The organism is Pedobacter borealis DSM 19626, from assembly GCF_000708285.2.
GTDB lineage: Bacteria > Bacteroidota > Bacteroidia > Sphingobacteriales > Sphingobacteriaceae > Pedobacter > Pedobacter borealis.
Genome location: NZ_JAUG01000018.1, coordinates 42,624 through 60,104, shown reverse-complemented (window position 1 = coordinate 60,104; position 17,481 = coordinate 42,624). Strand labels below are relative to the sequence as shown.

At 37.5% G+C, this 17,481-nt stretch carries 18 protein-coding genes; 8 read left to right on the top strand and 10 right to left on the bottom strand.

Going from position 1 to position 17,481, the window contains the following annotated elements; translation table 11 throughout:
- Positions 1-225: 225 nt before the first annotated feature.
- Together AW17_RS07675 and AW17_RS07670 are read right to left on the bottom strand one after the other, a co-directional pair.
- Complete coding sequence (locus AW17_RS07675; protein ID WP_029275543.1) at positions 226-1,866, bottom strand: NAD+ synthase; 1,641 nt, start codon at positions 1,864-1,866, stop codon at positions 226-228.
- Positions 1,867-1,915: 49 nt separating this feature from the next.
- Positions 1,916-2,590: a porin family protein gene (locus AW17_RS07670; RefSeq protein WP_029275542.1), complete on the bottom strand. Its 675-nt coding sequence runs from the start codon at positions 2,588-2,590 to the stop codon at positions 1,916-1,918.
- A gap of 31 nt (positions 2,591-2,621) precedes the next feature.
- Here AW17_RS07670 and gldB point away from each other — a divergent pair, with 31 nt between their 5' ends.
- The 5 genes from gldB to AW17_RS07650 all read left to right on the top strand — a co-directional run bounded on the left by gldB (position 2,622) and on the right by AW17_RS07650 (position 6,829).
- A complete protein-coding gene (gene gldB, locus AW17_RS07665; RefSeq protein WP_029275541.1) occupies positions 2,622-3,656 on the top strand; it encodes a gliding motility lipoprotein GldB in 1,035 nt (344 codons plus the stop codon).
- Between the two features lie 108 nt (positions 3,657-3,764).
- Positions 3,765-3,917 (top strand): patatin-like phospholipase family protein, encoded by a 153-nt coding sequence (locus tag AW17_RS23555; RefSeq protein ID WP_083488647.1) that lies wholly within the window; start codon positions 3,765-3,767, stop codon positions 3,915-3,917.
- 165 nt (positions 3,918-4,082) lie between these two features.
- Positions 4,083-4,730, top strand: a complete 648-nt coding sequence (locus tag AW17_RS07660) for a patatin-like phospholipase family protein (protein ID WP_280739940.1) — start codon at positions 4,083-4,085, stop codon at positions 4,728-4,730.
- 313 nt (positions 4,731-5,043) lie between these two features.
- Positions 5,044-5,838: a M12 family metallopeptidase gene (locus tag AW17_RS07655; RefSeq protein ID WP_036669292.1), complete on the top strand. Its 795-nt coding sequence runs from the start codon at positions 5,044-5,046 to the stop codon at positions 5,836-5,838.
- Between the two features lie 73 nt (positions 5,839-5,911).
- A complete protein-coding gene (locus tag AW17_RS07650; RefSeq protein WP_029275538.1) occupies positions 5,912-6,829 on the top strand; it encodes an omptin family outer membrane protease in 918 nt (305 codons plus the stop codon).
- Here AW17_RS07650 and AW17_RS07645 read toward each other — a convergent pair.
- From AW17_RS07645 to AW17_RS07625, 5 genes are all read right to left on the bottom strand, one after another.
- Positions 6,826-7,542: a 2-phosphosulfolactate phosphatase gene (locus AW17_RS07645; RefSeq protein WP_029275537.1), complete on the bottom strand. Its 717-nt coding sequence runs from the start codon at positions 7,540-7,542 to the stop codon at positions 6,826-6,828. The genes AW17_RS07650 and AW17_RS07645 overlap by 4 nt on opposite strands.
- Positions 7,543-7,552: 10 nt before the next feature.
- Positions 7,553-8,617 (bottom strand): PDDEXK nuclease domain-containing protein, encoded by a 1,065-nt coding sequence (locus AW17_RS07640; protein ID WP_029275536.1) that lies wholly within the window; start codon positions 8,615-8,617, stop codon positions 7,553-7,555.
- Positions 8,618-8,651: 34 nt separating this feature from the next.
- Complete coding sequence (gcvT, locus tag AW17_RS07635) at positions 8,652-9,731, bottom strand: glycine cleavage system aminomethyltransferase GcvT (RefSeq protein WP_029275535.1); 1,080 nt, start codon at positions 9,729-9,731, stop codon at positions 8,652-8,654.
- 258 nt (positions 9,732-9,989) lie between these two features.
- Positions 9,990-11,192, bottom strand: a complete 1,203-nt coding sequence (locus tag AW17_RS07630; RefSeq protein WP_029275534.1) for a glycosyltransferase family 4 protein — start codon at positions 11,190-11,192, stop codon at positions 9,990-9,992.
- A 22-nt stretch (positions 11,193-11,214) separates the two neighbouring features.
- A complete protein-coding gene (locus AW17_RS07625) occupies positions 11,215-11,823 on the bottom strand; it encodes a ribonuclease HII (protein WP_029275533.1) in 609 nt (202 codons plus the stop codon).
- A gap of 215 nt (positions 11,824-12,038) precedes the next feature.
- Between AW17_RS07625 and AW17_RS07620 the strand changes: the two genes are divergently transcribed.
- The 3 genes from AW17_RS07620 to AW17_RS07610 all read left to right on the top strand — a co-directional run bounded on the left by AW17_RS07620 (position 12,039) and on the right by AW17_RS07610 (position 13,725).
- The gene (locus AW17_RS07620) at positions 12,039-12,377 is read left to right on the top strand and encodes a TfoX/Sxy family protein (protein WP_029275532.1); all 339 of its coding nucleotides are present in this window, start codon (positions 12,039-12,041) and stop codon (positions 12,375-12,377) included.
- Positions 12,378-12,464: 87 nt separating this feature from the next.
- On the top strand, positions 12,465-13,097 hold the full coding sequence (locus AW17_RS07615; RefSeq protein ID WP_029275531.1) for a prealbumin-like fold domain-containing protein: 633 nt from the start codon (positions 12,465-12,467) through the stop codon (positions 13,095-13,097).
- A 97-nt stretch (positions 13,098-13,194) separates the two neighbouring features.
- Positions 13,195-13,725, top strand: a complete 531-nt coding sequence (locus AW17_RS07610; RefSeq protein ID WP_029275530.1) for a DUF4251 domain-containing protein — start codon at positions 13,195-13,197, stop codon at positions 13,723-13,725.
- A gap of 113 nt (positions 13,726-13,838) precedes the next feature.
- On the opposite strand, the gene AW17_RS07605 is transcribed toward AW17_RS07610, so the two are convergent.
- From AW17_RS07605 to dnaG, 3 genes are all read right to left on the bottom strand, one after another.
- Positions 13,839-14,921 carry a glutaminyl-peptide cyclotransferase gene (locus tag AW17_RS07605; RefSeq protein ID WP_029275529.1) on the bottom strand — a complete coding sequence of 361 codons (1,083 nt, stop codon included), beginning with the start codon at positions 14,919-14,921 and terminating at the stop codon, positions 13,839-13,841.
- Complete coding sequence (locus AW17_RS07600) at positions 14,899-15,264, bottom strand: YraN family protein (RefSeq protein ID WP_029275528.1); 366 nt, start codon at positions 15,262-15,264, stop codon at positions 14,899-14,901. The genes AW17_RS07605 and AW17_RS07600 overlap by 23 nt, the downstream gene beginning before the upstream one ends.
- Positions 15,265-15,435: 171 nt before the next feature.
- The gene (gene dnaG / locus AW17_RS07595) at positions 15,436-17,415 is read right to left on the bottom strand and encodes a DNA primase (RefSeq protein ID WP_029275527.1); all 1,980 of its coding nucleotides are present in this window, start codon (positions 17,413-17,415) and stop codon (positions 15,436-15,438) included.
- Positions 17,416-17,481 lie beyond the last annotated feature (66 nt).

Here is a 17,481-nt window from a genome sequence, read left to right as displayed (position 1 = left end):
AATAATCGAACTCAGGTTAGTAGTAAGCAATTGCAAAATAACGTCAATGGTAGCGGAGTGCAACGTAGTCGAGAAATCTGTTTAGATAGATCTCTCCATTCCGCTGCGCTTCAGGAGATGACGACCCGTCTACAATTCACAGGTTAAACAAGTAAACAGTTTTCAATTTGCAATTCACAATTTAACAATCAAAATAACTTTTAAACGCTTAAACCTTTCAACAACCTAAGCCATATATTTTCCAACTATCGGCATTCTTCTGCCCATGCCAAATGCTTTTGGCGATACCCTTAAAATAGGTGGTGTTTGATAACGTTTAAATTCAGCAACATTAACCATTTTCAGAATCCGCAGTACCAATGCCTCATCAAAACCTTGAGCAATAATGGCTTTTGAGCCCTGTTTCTTTTCGATGTGCTGATATAATATTTTATCGAGAATTTCATATTCAGGCAGTGAATCAGAATCTTTTTGATCAGGCCTTAACTCTGCAGATGGTGGTTTAACAATGGTATTGACCGGGATAATTTCCCTTTCTTTGTTAATGTATCTCGCCAGTTCAAAAACCTGCATTTTGTATACATCTCCTATTACGCCAATTGCACCGCACATATCGCCATATAATGTACCATATCCCACGGCACATTCGCTTTTGTTTGATGTATTCAATAAAATATAGCCGAATTTATTGCTCATGGCCATATTAATAATGCCACGGATGCGGGCCTGCACATTTTCTTCAGCAAGGTTAAAGGGCAAACCCTTAAAAGCTGGTGCCAATATATGATCGAAAGCTTCTGCAACTTCTTTAATTGGCACAATTTCGTGCATACAACCAATATTATTAGCCAAATCTAAAGCATCTTGAACAGAATGGTCGGAAGAGAATTTAGAAGGCATTAAAACGGCCATTACATTTTCTGCTCCTAAAGCACGACAGGCCAAGGCGCAAACCACAGCAGAGTCGATTCCGCCTGATAAACCTAAAACGGCTTTACTGAAACCCGATTTCCTGAAATAATCTTTTATGCCTAAAACTAATGCGTCGTGAATCTGCTCAACATCGGTTAATCTTTCCGATTGGGGATATTTATTACGCACATTTTCAACCTCTTCCAGATCAAAAACCTGAAGATCCTCTTCAAAATACTTCATCTCTGCTTTCACGGCTCCATCAGCATCAAAAACCAAAGAACCGCCATCAAAAATAATTTCAGTCTGCGCACCAACCTGGTTTACATAAAATACAGGCAGGTTATACTTTTTTGCATTATCGCCTAATACTTTTATACGTTCATCATCATGCGTGTAAGAGAAAGGCGATGCCGCAATATTAATCATCACATCTGGCTGCTCCTTAATCAGCTCATCCATTGGATTTGAAACATATAAGGGATTATCATTGATGTTCCATAGGTCTTCACAAATGGTTAAAGCAATTTTTTTACCTTTAAAATCGATACAATTAAATTGTGTGGCCGGTTCGAAATAACGGTATTCATCAAACACATCGTAGGTAGGTAACAGTGCTTTTTTAACCACCGCTTTAACTTTCCTTTCTTCGATGAAATAGGCTGCATTAAACAGATCTTTTCCCTGTAATACTTCGTTTTTAATAGGTAGGCCCACAATACAGGCAATATCTGTACAGTGTTTGGCTATTTCCTGAGCAGCAGTTTCGCACAATACGATAAACTCATCAAACTCTAAAAAATCTCTTGGCGGATAGCCACAGATCGCAAGCTCGGCAAAAACAACCAAATCTGCACCTTTATCTTTCGCCAATTGAATATTTTCGGTTATTTTTTTTGTGTTTGCCTCAAAGTTCCCGATATGGTAATTGAGTTGTGCTAGCGCTATTTTCATATTTAATGTATCAAGTAGTGAGTATCAAGTATCAAGACAAATATCCCGATTAGAAGAATACACCGAAATTAAGTGCCAAATAATGATTTCTAACATCTCTGGCTTTATCTGTTACAATATTAGTGAAACCGTTATTAAAAGTTAAACCTGCCACGATACTGGTATTGCCCGAAATATCAAATTCGCCGCCGCCACCGATGATTAATCCGGCACGGTAAAGTTTAATGTTATCGGATACATTTAAATTATCGCCAACAACCGTTCCGCCCGTTATGGCATCTTGTTTAGCACTGATGTTGATCGAATTAGACAATCCAAACTGACCATACCAACGTTTTCCATCAGCCTTTACGGTTTTTAGTTTAATGGTTAAAGGCAAGTCTACATATTGTAATTTGTATTTTAAATCGTAAGCTTTCGGTGCAGTGCTACTACTGGCGCTATAATAAGGCAGCACATTCGCCTCTGTACTTTTACCATTAATAGAAGTGATGGTTAAAGCGGTAGAAAAACTATAATTCGGGGCAAAATTAAAATCACCAATTAATCCATAAGAAAAGCCCAAAGCTATTCCGTCTGTTTTTCCTTGTTCAGGCTTAATCCAACCAAAAGTTGGAGTAGCGGTTAAACCTAACCTAAAACCGTAATTGGTTAAAGGAGAATTTTGCGCCCATGCGCCAATACTCAAAAGAGACAAAATTAAAATGGTCGATATTCTTTTCATGCTATAGGGTGTTTATATATATTTGTTGTACATGATGTATAACGTAAAACACTGGCAAATTTATCTAATTTTTCTTTTTGCCATCACATTTATTTCCTGCAGGCAAAGCAACAGGCCCGATGTAAGCAATATACAGGTAAACATTAAAATCGAAAGATTTGATAACGAGCTATTTGCTGGGAAAAACAAAAATGTTATTGAGGTAGATAAACAGCTTAGTTCAAAATATGGTGTGTTTTATGACGATTTTATCCGCCGGATTTTAGACAGCAAATATTCCAGCACCGAATCGTTGACCAACCTGTACCGCGACCAGGCTTATACCGATTTAAGCAAAGAAGTTGATAGTGTTTTTCCAAACTTAAAAGTACAGGAAGAAGGATTGACCGAAACTTTTAAATACATCAAATACTATTATCCGAAAGCGAAGATTCCTAAATTTATTTCTTTTGCTTCAGGTTTTGCTTACCAAATGCCCATAGGTGATAACTATTTGGGTATTGGTTTGGATATGTTTCTGGGCAAAGAGAGCAAATTTTATAAGGCGATTGTGCAAAGTGTGCCCTTATACCTATCAAGAAGGTTTACACCTGAATATATTGTGCCCCGTGTAGCCGAAACATACGCCCACGAAGAACTTTTTGCAGAGCCTGATGACAATAGAACCCTCTTGTCTAAAATGATCTTCCAGGGAAAGATTTTATACTTCTTAGATCAGGTTTTACCTGAAAGCTTAAGCGATTCTACCAAAATCGGATATACTCAACAGCAGTTAGACTGGGCACAAAATTTCGAAGGCGATATTTGGGCATATTTTTTGGAGAACAATTACCTGTATGAAACCGACTATCAAAAAATTCAGGTGTTTTTATCTGAAGGACCTTTTACACCAGGTTTAGGTGAAAATAGAGATTCTGCACCAAAATTGGGTGTATGGATGGGTTGGCAAATTGTAAGAAAATATATGAAAGAACATCCTGATGTTACTTTACAACAATTAATGGCAGATAACGATGCACAGAAAATTTTAAATCAATCGAAGTACAAACCGAAACAACAGAGATAGTTATCAGTTTGTAGTTTTTAGTTATCGGTTTACAGGCCACAACAATACCACAATTAAGCAATAAAATCGATCAGTTGAACTTTAAAGTAATCATCCTAAATTAAACCTATGAAAGTTGGCATTGTATTATCAGGCGGAGGCATTAGGGGAATAGCACATTTAGGCGTTTTAAAGGCCTTTAGTGACTTGGGCATTACCTTTAGTCACATTAGTGGAACAAGTGCAGGAGCGATAGCGAGGGCACTGAAAAAGTCCTTGTAAAAAATGTCGTATTAAATATTGAGAAAAAACGGCAGATAAGGCCTCTTAGAATCGTCTAATTGCGAAATAAAATTTAAGAGATTGCGAATATCATAAAGAAAAGGGCTTATGGAATAAAAAATTCATAAGCCCTTTTTAAATAGGTAGTTTTTCAGTGCCCTCGCGATAGCTGGGGCCTTTTTTGCCGCTGGCATAGATCCGGAAGAAGGTTTGAATATTTTCCTTAAAACTAAACTCTGGCGCTTCGATCGTCCGGCGGTGGGTTCTCTGGGCTTAATCAATATCGAAAACACTGCTCTGATTTTAAAGGAATATTTTCCGGAAGATTCAATTGAAAAGCTAAAAATACCCTTAACCATTTCTGCTGTAAATTTTAGCGAAAGCCGATTGGTTTATTTTACAAAAGGACCGCTTATTAGGGCTATTCACGCCTCTAGCTGCATACCTGGTATTTTTAAACCCATTATGATTGATGGCCAGATGTATGTGGATGGCGGCATTTTAAATAATTTCCCTATTGAACCTTTAATGGACGACTGCGATTTCATTATAGGCTCGTCCTGTAACCACCTTAAACCAGTTGATAAAATTACCGGTATTACCAATTTAATGGGGCGCGCCGGTATAATATCTATCAACCACGATATGGAAAGAAAGGCAAAATTCTGTAACGTATTAATCGAACCAAAAGGTTTAGGGGCCATTAGTACATTCGATATGAAGCATGCAGAAGATATTTACTGGCTAGCACACGAAGAAGCCTTGATTACGATTAAAAACAGCCCAACAATTTCTGAATTAATTACAAAATAATAACTAGCTCCACTAGTCTATTTTCAATCAAATGTAATATTTAAACTACAACAAAATAGCTTATACCAAGCAAATAAATAAGTGTAAAGATACACTTATGCAATAAAAATATTACAATTCTCTTGGTGTTGATATAATATTATTTTACTTTAGGACTTTGCAAATGCAGAGGAAATTAAACCTAAATGTCTATCTATGTTTTTCAACCTGATTATTCTTTTCCAAAGAAGAAGAATTCCTGTTTTCACCATTTTCTAACTTGATTTCCAGTCAAAAACAGATTATTATTTTTTTTACCTAAAAAACCTAAAACATGAAATTTTTAAAATTAAATAAAACCCTATTAACTGCCCTGGCGCTAACCACAGTATTATTCGCGTGTAAAAAAGAAAAACCTACAGAGACAGCAGATTTACAAAAACCAGAAATATCAGCTGTTAATCCACTTGGTAATATCCAGATCTGTACAGAAAGATCATTGGATGGAACTACCCCAAGAGGCGCCGTTCTAAAGTCAACAAAATGGATTCCGGGAACTACGATTAAAGTAAGTTTAAATGGAAGTACCTCAGCCATCAGGGCTAAAGTAATCCAATATGCGAAGGCGTGGGAACAATATGCCAACATCAAATTCAACTTTGTAACAAACGATAATACAGCCAAAATCAGGGTAAGCTTTGTAAGCGGGAATGGATCTTGGTCGTACATTGGAAAATCAACACCTAGCACCGGTGCGACTATGAACTACGGTTGGTTAACTGCAACTACAGCAGATTCTGAATATAGCCGTGTGGTAATCCACGAATTCGGTCATGCCTTAGGATTGATCCATGAGCACCAGCACCCATTAGTGGCTATTCCTTGGGATAAACCTGCTGTTTATGCCTATTATGCTGCTGCACCAAATTACTGGAGCCAGGCAGATGTAGACCATAATTTATTTGCAAAATACAGCACCACACAAACCAATTATAGTGCCTATGATAAATATTCGATCATGCATTATTCGATTCCAAATGCATTAACCATCGGTGATTTCGAGGTGGGATGGAATACCGTATTATCACCTACTGATAAATCATTTATCGCTTCAGTATATCCATTTTAGAAAATAAATCGTTACACATAGTGGCTTTAAATAACCACTATGTGTATTTTGCTGTTGTAAAATAAAAACAGATATGCTGATCACTTTGCGGATTTCCTTTATCAAACCATTTTTAGCCTGCTTAACACTCATTTTATCCTACCAAACTGTATCTGCACAAGATAATCTCCATAAATGGGAGGTAAAGCCTTATGCAGGCATTCAACAATCAAGATTTGATTGGTCTATTGCAGGTAATGCGGCCGGAACCAGTCCGAATGTATTATCAGAACTCATCTGGAAAAATCTTAAAGGGCTTAGTTTTGGCTTAGACATTAAATACAATATTACCGAGCGGCTTAGTATTAAAGCCGCTAACCAATACAGCAGCATAACCAAGGGCGAGGCAGAAGATACCGATTATGCAGATGATAACCGTCAAAGTGCTTTTTATTTTGATCTGCTCAACGCAAATAAGGGTTATTTATACGATGCCAATTTACAGCTCAGTTACCAACTGCTAAAATATGGCGATTTTAACATCAATCCAATTGTTGGACTTTCATATCATCAGCAAAAATTTCATCTGTTAGAAAGTGCAAATAACCCTGACAGCAAAGGCTTAAACTCTACGTATGTAGCAAGATATAAAGGATTCGATTTTGGGGCAGAACTTGTTCTTAAAATGCAGAAATTCAGTATAGGTGCTACAGTTTTAGGCGGTTTTTATACTTATTCGGCAAAAGCCAACTGGAATTTAATTCCTGATTTTGCAAAACCCATAAGCTTTACACATAAGGCAAATTCCTTTTCGTTAAGTGGCGATATCAATCTGGCTGTACCATTAAACAAAAGTTTACGGGTAGAGGTTGACTATAAGATCAATAACATCAACACTTACTCTGGTGTAGATAAAGCTTATTTTAATAGTAGACCAACAGAGGAAACTCAATTTAATGGCGCCAGTTTCAGAAAAAATGCAGTATTGCTGGGCTTAAATTTTAGTTTTTAATTTTTTAAAGCCACCAAACGCTCGCCTTCCAATACGGGAATTGTTTTGCAAAGATTTAACTGCAAACAGAAAACAACATCTTCTTCTATATTCAACTGAGCCAAACGATGACTATGTGATGATTTGTGAAGGTATTTCCTCAGATCTGCTTTAGCTAAGGCATACAAATCTTCTGCAGCCACGCTAGAATCATCAAAATGTTCGAAATTTTGACGGAGATTATTTACCACAGCACCCGCAAAAAGAGTATCCTCTAAATTGAACTGATCTTTCCAACCGGCGCAAAGCAAAAGCACATTCTTATCCTGACTTTTCAAATAATCGCAAAGTGAATCTAAGTTCAGGAAAGACCCAATTACAACTTGATAGGCCCTTTTTTGCGCTAAGTGCAAGGCTTTGGTTCCATTGGTAGTAGTTAAAACGACCGTTTTTTCGTTTACTTTTTCATGAGTATAAGAGAATGGCGAATTACCGAAATCATAGCCTGCTACTACCTCTCCATTTCGTTCTGCCGCCAATAAAAATCCACTATCACGATAAGTTAAACAATCTTCTACTTGAGCTACGGGAATAATCGCTTCAGCACCATTATCTATCCCGTAGGTAATAGATGATGTAGCTCTTAAAATATCGATAACCACCACAATGCTTTGTTCGATATCATATAAATCAATCAAGGCCGGAGTTAAACAAACTTCTATTTTTTTTGACATATTCGATATTTTATTCATTTATAATTTCTTTTACCTTTTCTTCTAAGAGTTTTTGATCCGGTAAATAAAGCTGATACTTAGATACGAAGATTTTATTGGATAGCCCACCGGTTGCATATTTAACCAAAAATTCATTTTTATCTGCAGCGATGATAATTCCTATCGGATCATTATCGCCTTCGGCATTTTCTTCCTCTTTGAAATAGTTTAGATAAAAATTCATTTGGCCAATATCCTGATGTTTTACCTTTTTTGTTTTTAAATCAATCAATACAAAACATCTGAGTATACGGTGATAAAATACGATATCGACAAACATATGCTCATTATCGACAGTTATTTTAAACTGCCTTGCAACAAATGAGAAACCTTTGCCAAGCTCTAATAGAAATTTCTGGAGATTATCAATAAGTTTTTTCTCTAGTCCCGATTCTTTAATGATACTGCCTGTAGGGATGTTTAAAAATTCAAAAACATAAGGATCTCTGATTAGATCATCAGAGCTATTGATTACTTGACCTTTTTCAGATAAAGTTAGTACGCCTTCTTTATCTTTGCTTAGCGCTAGTCTTTGAAATAGGGCTGAATCAATTTGGCGTTTCATTTCTCTAAAACTCCAATTTTCTTTTATAGCCTGTGCTTCATAAAAACTTCTGGCAAGGTGATCAGAAATGGTTAAGAGTTCTGCGTAATGGCTCCAACTAAGAAAAACGCCAGACAGTGTTTGGCTTTTTGAGAATTCGCCAGACGCTGTCTGGCGAATTAAATCTCCGTCTGCTAAGGGTTGAAATTTGGGGTAATTTATATAAAACGAGCGCATAAGCTGCAAACTTGACCGGCTAAATCCTTTGCCAAATTTTAACTTCAAATCTGCGGAAAGCGTTATCAGCAATTCCTTACCATATTCGGCTCTCTGTTTGCCGTGTTGTTCAAAATCAACAATATATCTTCCGATTTTCCAATTGGCAATAATCAGTTCAACATTAATTGCTTTTATCGCATTTTGCTTCGCCGTTTGTAAAGTTGACCCAATGTGGTAAAGCAGCTCGCTATATTTATGTTCTTCCAGTTCCATCACTTCAAAAATATTGCTGCCTTAACCCCAAACCTTATTTATAAAAAGGGAATTTAACCACTTTAGCTTTAATTGGCATATTACGGATTAAAATAAAAACTTCAGTTCCTTCTTTAGTGAAATCTTTTGCGATGTAGCCCATACCTATTGCTTTTTGCAAAGAAGGTGCCTGGGTACCAGAAGTTACTTTACCGATAATATTTCCTTCGGCATCAGCAATTTCATAATCATGGCGCGGAATACCACGATCGATCATTTCGAAACCAACCAATTTCTTTTGAATACCAGCTTCTTTTTGCGCCAATAATGCCTCCGAATTGGTAAAAGATTTAGAAAATTTGGTAATCCAACCTAAACCTGCCTCAATAGGCGAGGTAGTATCATCGATATCATTTCCATATAAACAGAAACCCATTTCTAAACGTAAAGTATCGCGTGCACCTAGGCCTATTGGCTGAATGTTGTGCGGCGCACCTGCTTTAAAAATAGCATCCCAAATTTGATCGGCATATTGGTTTTCGAAATAAATTTCGAAACCACCAGCGCCAGTATAACCTGTTGCTGAAATGACTACGTTATCAACACCAGCAAAGGTACCTTTAACGAACGTGTAATACTCCATTGATGCCAAATCAACATCAGTTAATGTTTGTAAAGCGTCTGCTGCTTTTGGTCCTTGAATGGCTAAAAGAGAGGTTTGATCCGAAATATTGTGCATTTCTACACCTTTCGAATTGAATTGTTGAATCCAGTTCCAATCTTTTTCGATGTTAGAAGCGTTTACCACCAACATATAGGTTTTATCATCTATTTTGTAAACCAAAAGATCATCAACAATACCACCATCTTGGTTTGGCAAACAAGAGTACTGAACTTTTCCATCGTATAATTTAGATGCATCGTTACTGGTTACCCGTTGAATAAGATCCAATGCGTTTTCACCTTTCAGAATAAATTCGCCCATGTGGCTTACATCAAAAACACCCACGCCGTTACGAACAGTTGCATGTTCGGCATTAATACCTTCGTAAGTAACAGGCATATTGTAACCTGCAAATGGAACCATTTTAGCGCCTAAAGCGATGTGTTTTTCTGTTAATGCGGTGTTTTTCATCCGTAAATTTTATTTTTTATGATAATGAAGCCAGTATAGCTGATATTCTGTGAATTATGACGACTTTATTCGTTATTCTTCTTGGGGTGCAAAAGTACTAAGAAAAAGATAAAATTTTGAGGTTAATTTTAAGGAGTTTTTAGAAGACTTCTTATCGTAATCGTCATGCTGAACTTGTTTTAGCATCTACTTAAGAGATTTCCAGAGTTGACAACTTTTCTTTCTAAGTGCATAGAAAAGTTGTCAACTCTTATATAGTTACGCACTTACCAGCTCCTCGTAAATTTTTAACATTTTACTGGAGATTAAATGCACCCCATGGTCATTTTCTACTGTTTTGCGAGCGTTCTCTCCTATTTCCACCCAACGTTTAGGGTTAATGATACACTGTAAAATCGACCGGTAAAATTCATCTGCAGAATCAGCAATTAAAATATCATGGCCATGCCTGCAATTAATTCCCTCTGCAGCAGTAGTGGTGGCAATAATGCATTTTTTCATGGCCATACCTTCAATAATCTTTACCCGCATTCCGGTGCCAGAAATTAAAGGAACAATCATAATTGCCTTAGAGTTCATAAATTCTACGGCATCAAAAACCTCACCCTCTACAATCAGATTTTCTGAATCGTATTCGAAGAAATGTTTCTGCATGTTTTTTCCTGCGATATAAAAACGGAGGTCTTTATTTAGTTTTTCGATATCGGGCCAGATATCATCCAAAAACCATTCTAGTCCTTCCTGATTCGGTCGCCAGTCCATTGCACCTAAATGAAACAGTGTAGGAAAACTGGTTTTACTTTTATCTACTTTATATTTTTCTAAATCGATGGCAACGGGAAAAACCGACATCGGAATTTCGCAACCAAACATTAATATGCTTTGGCGATCGGGCTCGGAAATGGCGAAAATATGGTGGAAACGGTTAATCTGATCGGTTTCATATGCTTTAAGCCGCTGGGCTAAAAAAGCTAAATATTTACGCCGAATGAGAAACTTTTCAGAATGAGAAAGACGTTCCCAAAGCGTAAATTCGATATTGTGTGCCCTATAGATGAGCTTGGCATTACTGTTTGCCTTAACCACATCCAGATAAGGAACAACAAAAAGCCCCTCAAACTGAATAATATCGAACACATTTTCTCGCAAGAGATTTTCTAACTGTCGCGCAGCATCTTCGCTATAATAACGGGAAACGTTATAAGATTCGTTAGTGAAAATATTAAAAAATGCCGACCATACATTTACATCTGTATCTAAATCGTAGGTATGGTATTTAATCTGTTCAAAAATAGGATCGTAGATATCCTCGATGTCGATCCGTCCTTTTGTGGGGTTGAGGCTAAACAAAGTAATATCTGCACCAAGTTGCAGCAAACCTTTTATGGTATTATAAACCACGATAGGATAACCACTATTTGGCGGAAAGGGAACCCGCTTAGTAATCAACAGAATTTTCACAATGTTGTGAAAATACGAAATTTTAGGCGTTTTTTGAAAACAGTTCTAACTGAGGGTCGCTCACATTAAAAGTTTTGCGGTGAAATGGCGATAACCCGATTTCGATTACAGCCTTACGGTGTGCAATAGTTGGGTATCCTTTATTCTGCTGCCAATTGTAATGCGGAAAATCGATGTGCAGATTGGTCATGTATTCATCGCGGTGGGTTTTCGCCAATATAGAAGCGGCGGCGATGTTTAGATATTTACCATCGCCCTTTACAATGCAACTGTGTGGAATTTGCGGATAGGTTTTGAAACGGTTCCCATCAATTACCAGGTATTGTGGTTGGGTATGTAATTTTTCAATCGCCCTGTGCATGGCCAAAAACGAAGCATTTAAAATATTGATCCGGTCTATCTCTTCATGATCACAAGAAGCTACGGCCCAGGCTAAAGCTTCCTGTTCTATTATAGGTCTCAGAGCGGCCCTTTGCTCATGCGATAACTGCTTAGAATCATTTAATCCTTCTAATACAAAACCTTTTGGCAATATTACCGCCGCGGCAAAAACAGGACCAGCGAGGCAACCTCTTCCAGCTTCATCACACCCTGCCTCTAATAATTCTTCCTGATAGCAGTTTAACAACATATTGCAAATTTACTGAAATAGAGATAGTAAGGAAATTATTTTGTTCAACATCTTATAAACATTAATTTTAAGGATAAACAATTCTAATGCACGCTATTAAACTTACTTTACTTTTTTCTTTGATTTGCCTTGTAGGTTTTGCGCAAAAGAAAAAATATTTCTACGCAGTTGGAATTAAATACGGAACAGGCAAAAATGCACATTAATTTTAGACCATGAAATACAACGAAACCTTAGCGCTTCGCGTTGCCGAACGTTTAATGCATATACAAGATGTACAGGAAAAAGAAATGTTCAGTGGGCTTATTTTTATGGTGAACGGCAAAATGTGTATTGGTGTTTCTAAGAACAGCATGATGGTGAGGCTCGACCCGAATACTTTAGAAAATTTATCCGATAAAGATGGCTGGCAACAGATGGTGATGGGCGGTAGACCAATGAAGGGCTACGTTTCGGTATCAGAAGATGTTTTAGGCCGGAATGATGAACTGGATTTCTGGGTTAACCTTGCCCTGGCCTTCAATCCTTTTGCGAAAGCATCCAAAAAGAAATAGTCAAACAACCAGTCATTACCTCACTAGCCTTTAAAAACTAGCAAGAGCCATATTTTTTGATTAATTTTGTAGTTCTAATCAAATTTTATGAAAAAAGGAGCTGCTATAGCGGTATTTCTGCTATCGATTTCATTTACTGTTCTGGCTCAAGTTAAAAGAACTGCAACATCAACAGAAACCAAAGAAACAAACACGCAACAGTTACGAATTCAGGCTCCCGAGGGGCATTACTGCGATTATTGTAAGCTAAATTACCCTGAATCACATTTCCCTTGCATTATGAAATCCATTAAAGGCAAATTAGATGTAGCCACTGGCGAAGTAAGTTTCGTGCCTGGGCAGCCTATCGGTGGCATTGTGGTTAAAGGAGGTAAAAATCCGGGAGGCGATGCAATTACCCTCGTAACCAACTCAAATGGAGAAATAGAATTTAATAATGCCAGTACAGGAAATTATAAATTTATCATTTTGGTACCTTCCACTAATCCCAAATCGCGGGTAGCGGGCACGCCAATCGGGGGAATAATTGTTACAGGTGGTAAAAATCCAGGTGGCAGTTTAATTACTTTAATTACGAATGAAAACGGAGAAATCGAGCTTAACAATCTTCCTGTAGGCACCTATAAATTCACAGCAATGGGAGCTTCTGCAACTGAGAAAAGTAATCCGTTATACAAATCGAGTTATTCGGAAAAAGTAAATCCACTATATAAAAACTAAAATCGTTAAATTTAGGCCACCGTCCATTTTTTGGCACTATTATGGAATCTTTCAAATCTGTGCATCTTTAAATTGTTACACATTTAAAACACACATTATGAAACGTTTAAATTTAATATTGAGCCTTGCCTTTCTTTTGATTGGGGTTCAATTATTTGCCCAAACCAATAAGGAAACTACAGTAAAAATTGTAGCAGATAAAAATTATACTTTTGTTGCCAATACCGCCATGCCAATGTCGAACAACGACATTAATAAAGTATTAGCGATGATGCCAGGCAGTCAAGGTGGTGGTTCTATAAGCCTGACGGGTTCGCAATACGATGTTAGGGTTACCAAAGACAGTATTGTTGCTTATCTGCCTTATTATGGAAGGTCTTTTTCTGCTCCGATGGATCCTACTCAAGGTGGTATTAAATTTACCTCTAAAGATTTCACCTACACAGAATCGAAGAATAAAAAAGGATCTTACACCATCCAGATTAATACAAAGGATGTAAAGAGAGAAAATTATAGGTTTACCATTAATATTTCTACCAATGGCTACGCCTCATTAACGGCAAGCAGCATGAATAAACAACCCATTATTTTTAACGGTTATTTAGACGAGCCGAAGAAACAGGATTAATACGTGAATCGTCATTGCGAGAAGGAACGACGAAGCAATCTTTCATGCTTGCGAGCCCTGCTATAAAGATTGCTTCGTCGGCTGAAAAAGCCTTCTCGCAATGACGATTACACTTATTTCTTAATCAGCTCAATCTGAAAAATATGGGGCCATTTTTTACCAGCAACAAAAAGTCTTTTACTTGCTTTATCATAAGCAATGCCATTTAGCACGTTATTGGCCTTTGCATCTTCGGTTTTAAAATAATCTGCAGGCAATAGTCCTGATAAATCGATCTTGCTTTCAACGGCACCCGTTTCTGGATTAATAATTAGAATTTCATTCGTAGTGTACACGTTTGCGTAAATTTTACCGTCGATAATTTCCAGTTCGTTTAGATTTTGAATTGGCCCTTTATTATCAAAAACATCAATCGAACCGATTTTTTGATAGGTATCTTTATTTAAGAAAAAGATGGTATTCGAACCATCCGTATTCAATACTTTCTCGCCATCAAAAGCCAAACCCCAGCCTTCTCTGCCAGTGGTGTACGAAAATTCAGATAGTTTTTTAAAGGTTGCTTTATCATATACAAAGCCAACTTTTTCGCGGTAAGTTAATTGAATAATCTTATTGCCGATTACAGTTATTCCTTCGCCAAAATACTGTTCATCTAAATCTGCTTTCTGAAGAATTTTGCCTGTTGTTGGTTCTACTTTACGCAAACTGGAATGACCATAATCGCCAGCACTTTCATAAAAAAAGCCGTCATGATATTCTAAACCCTCTACATAAGAAGAGGTATCGTGAGGCAAGGTTTTAATTACTTTATAGGTATATTCTGTTGGTGCCTGAGCTGCTAAAACATTAATGTTCGAGGTTAAATCCTCAGATTTTCCAGCGCCAAATATTTTGGCTGTTAGCAGGTGATTACCCAATTTCAAACCTTCAGTCTTAAGTTTAATGGCCGAAGTATCGGCTTTTGAAATCATTTTAACGGTATCGATCAAGTAAACTACGGAGTCTACTTTCTGTTCAGCGCCAAATTGTACTTTAACATCAAACTCGTTTCCTGACGGCACATTAAGACCAGTCATCGGTGAAATAAAACTACGGTAGGTAGTGGTAGAATCGTCTTTACACGAACTTACAAATGCAAGCACGATTCCGGTAAATATGAAACTTTTAATGGGGTTAATCTTCAGGCCAAAACGCATCTTCAATATGGTTTAAATTATAATTTTTATTTTTTGTAAATGTAATTGCAATAATATCAAAACGGATATCATTTTGATGGTTCATTAATTCAATATAGGCATTAGCGGCCAATTCCATCTGTATTTGCTTGGCTTTGTGTACAAATTCTTCCGGTTCGCCAAAAGCAACCGAACTCCTGGATTTAACTTCTACAAAAACCATAATGCCATTTTTATAAACAATTAAATCCACCTCGGCTTTACCATGTGTCCAGTTTTCATCTAAAACCTCATAACCCTGGCCTTCCAGATATTGCCTTGCAATATTTTCGCCTGCTTTACCTAAATCATTATGAAACGCCATATCTAATATTGAATTTTTTACTGGACGATCGTCATGATTGAAAAGCCGTCATTTCGAGCGAAGTGCAACGCAGTCGAGAAATCTATTATAGATCTCTCTCCCGATTTAACGTCGGGACTACGCTTCAGTCGAGATGACGAAATCTCTACAGGACTCCTTGGCAAGTGTAATTTATTTAACAATAACAGAACCCAGGAACTTAGAAATCTCTCGCTCAACCCCTTTAATTACACCGTAACGTTGCATTAAAATCATTTGGTTATCCTCATTCTTTTCCTCTTTAATTTCTTTCAACAGGTTCATCAATATTTTTTCGACTTTACGCTTTTTAAGGTGAAAAATGCCACCTAAAATAGTTGCTTTTAAATTCATCGTTTCATCTTTAACATAGATAAGATGTTTGTTTAACCAGTTCTCACTTAAAGCATATTCTGAGGTTGAAAGTGTAATGGCCAGATCGGCAATATCTCTTTCCTCATGTTTAACAAAGTGGTTCGACGTGGGTAATCGGCCGTTGTCGATTTCTGATTTATAATAATCGATAATTCTTTTGCAAAGTGGATCATCAAATTCGACATCGCTCAGGTTCTGCATGATGAATGAACCGATATACATATCATCAATTTTATCCCAGTTTACAAATTCGTGCCCGAAAGCCAACAATAAGCGCACAATTTCTTTTTCCTGATGCTCATTTTCTTCTACAGGTGCTTCATGCCCCATTGGGCCTGCGCTGTCATCCCATAAATCATCGGGTGGGCCAAGTGGCTCAGGTGCACCTGATGAATATGGTTTTGGACTTGATGACGGATTTGTCCGTTGATTGTTATCAAAGCTTTTTTTGAGCTTTGCCGAGCGCATTTTATTTAACTCACTCAGTAAGATATGCTCATCTATTTCGAGTAAACTGCTACACTCACGTATAAAAACAGAAGCTTTAATTGGGTCAGGGATTTTGGCAATACTTTCTACAATATCGCGGATAATGCCTGCTCTTTTAATCGGATCATTGCCCGCATCTTTAAGGAGCACGTTTGCTTTATATAAAATAAAGTCTTTCCTATTTTCCTCAAGATAAGTTTTAAAAGCGCCTGCTCCAACATGGTGCATATAAGAATCAGGATCATGACCGTCGGGAAAGGAAACAATTTTCACGTTCAGCCCTTCTTCCAAAATCATATCCAAACCACGGAGAGAGGCTTTAATCCCCGCAGCATCGCCATCAAACAAAATGGTAATGTTCTGGGTAAAACGCCCGATCAGCTTAATCTGCTCTACGGTTAACGAAGTACCCGATGAGGCCACTACGTTTTCTATTCCGGCCTGATGTACGGAAAGCACATCGGCATAACCTTCCGCCAGGTAACAGTTATCTAAATCGCGAACAGCTTTTTTGGCATGGAATAAACCGTAAAGTACATTCGATTTGTGGTAAATTTCACTTTCGGGCGAGTTTACATATTTCGGAACATTTTTGTCGGTTTTTAAAGTCCTACCTCCAAAACCGATGATCCGGCCTGTAAAGTTGTGGATCGGAAACATTACACGACCGCGAAAGCGATCGTAAATTTTGCCGTTATCGTTTTTGATCGATAATCCGGTGGCTTCTAAAAACTCTAATTTATGTCCGGCGTTGATTGCGCTTTGAGTCATCGCATCCCATACATCCGGAGAATAGCCCACCTCAAATTTTTTAAGGATGTCTTCCCTAAAGCCACGTTCTTTAAAATAACTTAAGCCGATGCCCTTGCCTTCATCAGTTTCCCAAAGCTGTTTTACAAAAAATGCAGCAGCGTACTGCGAAACTACGTAAAGGCTTTCCTTGGCACTTTGTGCTTCGGCATCTTGAGGGCTTAGTTCGGCTTCCTCAACTTCTATATTGTATTTATTGGCTAAAAATTTAAGCGCTTCGGGATATGAATATTTTTCATGATCCATAATAAAGCGCACTGAATCCCCCCCTTTACCACAACCAAAACATTTGTAAATGCCTTTAGTTACAGATACGTGAAAGGAGGGTGTTTTTTCTCCATGGAAAGGGCAATTACCAATTAAACTGGTTCCGCGTTTTTTTAAGTGCACAAAATCCCCAACTACCTCCTCAATACGGGCGGTATCCATTATCTTATCTATCGTTTCGCGGTTTATCATATATTATTATTGTTCGTCATTGCGAGGAGGCACGACGAAGCAATCTTTTATGCTTTTATTTATTTT

Coding starts and splice junctions, on each gene's coding strand:
- AW17_RS07675 (WP_029275543.1), bottom strand. CDS start 1,866: ATGAAAATAGCGCTAGCACAACTCAATTACCATATCGGGAACTTTGAG.
- AW17_RS07670 (WP_029275542.1), bottom strand. CDS start 2,590: ATGAAAAGAATATCGACCATTTTAATTTTGTCTCTTTTGAGTATTGGC.
- gldB (WP_029275541.1), top strand. CDS start 2,622: ATGATGTATAACGTAAAACACTGGCAAATTTATCTAATTTTTCTTTTT.
- AW17_RS23555 (WP_083488647.1), top strand. CDS start 3,765: ATGAAAGTTGGCATTGTATTATCAGGCGGAGGCATTAGGGGAATAGCA.
- AW17_RS07655 (WP_036669292.1), top strand. CDS start 5,044: ATGAAATTTTTAAAATTAAATAAAACCCTATTAACTGCCCTGGCGCTA.
- AW17_RS07650 (WP_029275538.1), top strand. CDS start 5,912: ATGCTGATCACTTTGCGGATTTCCTTTATCAAACCATTTTTAGCCTGC.
- AW17_RS07645 (WP_029275537.1), bottom strand. CDS start 7,542: ATGTCAAAAAAAATAGAAGTTTGTTTAACTCCGGCCTTGATTGATTTA.
- AW17_RS07640 (WP_029275536.1), bottom strand. CDS start 8,617: ATGGAACTGGAAGAACATAAATATAGCGAGCTGCTTTACCACATTGGG.
- gcvT (WP_029275535.1), bottom strand. CDS start 9,731: ATGAAAAACACCGCATTAACAGAAAAACACATCGCTTTAGGCGCTAAA.
- AW17_RS07625 (WP_029275533.1), bottom strand. CDS start 11,823: ATGTTGTTAAACTGCTATCAGGAAGAATTATTAGAGGCAGGGTGTGAT.
- AW17_RS07620 (WP_029275532.1), top strand. CDS start 12,039: ATGAAATACAACGAAACCTTAGCGCTTCGCGTTGCCGAACGTTTAATG.
- AW17_RS07615 (WP_029275531.1), top strand. CDS start 12,465: ATGAAAAAAGGAGCTGCTATAGCGGTATTTCTGCTATCGATTTCATTT.
- AW17_RS07610 (WP_029275530.1), top strand. CDS start 13,195: ATGAAACGTTTAAATTTAATATTGAGCCTTGCCTTTCTTTTGATTGGG.
- AW17_RS07605 (WP_029275529.1), bottom strand. CDS start 14,921: ATGCGTTTTGGCCTGAAGATTAACCCCATTAAAAGTTTCATATTTACC.
- AW17_RS07600 (WP_029275528.1), bottom strand. CDS start 15,264: ATGGCGTTTCATAATGATTTAGGTAAAGCAGGCGAAAATATTGCAAGG.
- dnaG (WP_029275527.1), bottom strand. CDS start 17,415: ATGATAAACCGCGAAACGATAGATAAGATAATGGATACCGCCCGTATT.